The 1584-nt window shown below is 63.1% G+C and carries 2 protein-coding genes and 1 pseudogene; all 3 read left to right on the top strand.

Features of this window, described 5'->3' with window-relative positions; genetic code table 11:
• A pseudogene (locus tag A2J03_RS25010) lies at positions 1-192 on the top strand (MFS transporter); the annotation flags it as partial.
• 2 nt (positions 193-194) lie between these two features.
• Positions 195-815: a hypothetical protein gene (locus tag A2J03_RS25005; RefSeq protein ID WP_068379507.1), complete on the top strand. Its 621-nt coding sequence runs from the start codon at positions 195-197 to the stop codon at positions 813-815.
• Between the two features lie 14 nt (positions 816-829).
• Positions 830-1584: hypothetical protein (locus A2J03_RS25000; protein WP_068379504.1), on the top strand; the 755-nt coding region annotated here is incomplete at its 3' end.

The following is a 1584-nucleotide window of genomic DNA, read 5'->3' as shown; positions in this document are numbered from 1 at the left end:
GTCTTCTACTCGCTGACCTACCTCGGCTTTGCGATTCCGGCGATCCTGTCCGCCCTGACTGAGACGTGGCCGGGCGTCGTCACCTATCCGACGATGTTCGTGATCGGTGCTGTGCTCGCCGCGGTCTGCTGGGTGTTCGTTCGTATCCGCTCGACCTCCCACCTTCCGGCCGATGGGTCTAAGCTCAGCTGACTATGGGGGACCCTTCGCCGGCGTCGCGCAGGCGGGTCCCGCTCATGGTTCCCGTCACCGGAATGCTGCTGTGGGATTGGCGCGAAAGCTACGTGGTGCTGCTGGCGCTGGTGGTCCCAGGCGTGTTGATACTTCAGTTCCCCGTCCTCGTTCCGGTGATTCCGCTCGTCCTCGTCGCGGTCGGACTCGGTGTGCGAGTGCGCACTGTCGCTGGGTGGTGGCGACTGCTCCGGTCGGGCGAGGTAGTGACCGTGGACGGCGTCGAAGAATCGACCGACGGTAGCGGTACGGTCCGCGTCGCGCATGCGACGGGGTGGCGCGTCGAGCGTGGGTGGTTCACCGGCGCGCTCACCGACAGCACCATCACCTACACGATCGCCGAGCAGGAGCGGAGCCTCGCTCTCCGAGGGCTGCCGTACACGTCCGGAATGATCCTTGCTCACCCGTCGCGTCCCGATGCGGTGTGCGTCAGCGCTTTTCCGTTCGACCTACGGCTTCGTGAGAACGAGCGCTGGTCGGTGTCGATTGCTTCGACGTTCTGGTTCGGTGCACTCGCGACCGCAGCGTTGTACGCAGCCCTCGCCTGTGGCGCGGTGATCACAGTACGAAACACGTGGTTCTGAGTTTAGGATCAGCTGTGGCAGAACCGGGATCCGAAGAATCGGTCGAGATGCGTCTCGCTCGACTCGAGCGCGAACTAGCCGAATTGCGTGCATCCAAGGAGCTGAGAGAGACCTCCGCCACGGGCCGCTTCGTCCGCGCGTCCGTCGACCTCGACGGGGGAGCGTTCTCGGCGAAGCGACCATCTGTAATCAAACACCTGTCGGAGCCGCCCCGCCGAGTTCCGATCGCGTTCCGCCTCGCAGGTCTGTCATGGAAGTGGTGGGAAGCTTTCGCCGTACTGATGACCTTGACTACGCCGCTTGCTGTGTGGTTGTTCTGGCCGTCCACGCTCCCGATACCGTTCATCGTTCTTCTGCTCGGAGCTGCGATATTCCGCAGTAGATCCGTCGGGATTCGAACGTCGGTGCTCAAATGGGGAAAGGTCGCGACCGTGACCGCAGTGAACACGGCTTCGGTCGGCACATACTTCAGTGGAACCACCTACAACAACATCCGCCTTGCGCAGGCGACGGGATGGACCGTCGAACGTCAGTGGTACAGCGGCCCCGGTCACACCACCGACATCGAGTACACCGTGGACGGCGCTTCGGGAATGATGCGCATGCACGGCCTCCCATACACATCGGGAGTGATCATCGCCAGCACCAAGGATCCATCGAAAGCGCTGTGCGTCAGCGATTTTCCTTACGATCTCGACGTCGACTCGAACGGCGACTGGGTGTCGACGGTTCGGCCTGGCCTGTGGCTCGGAGCATGCGCGACGGTCAC

The organism is Rhodococcus sp. EPR-157, from assembly GCF_001647195.1.
Classification (GTDB): domain Bacteria; phylum Actinomycetota; class Actinomycetes; order Mycobacteriales; family Mycobacteriaceae; genus Rhodococcoides.
The sequence above is the reverse complement of the archived record's forward strand: the minus strand, read 5'-3'. Positions and strand labels throughout refer to the sequence as shown.

Excerpts from the sequence above, each read along its gene's own strand:
- A2J03_RS25005 (WP_068379507.1), top strand. The coding sequence starts at position 195 with ATGGGGGACCCTTCGCCGGCGTCGCGCAGGCGGGTCCCGCTCATGGTT.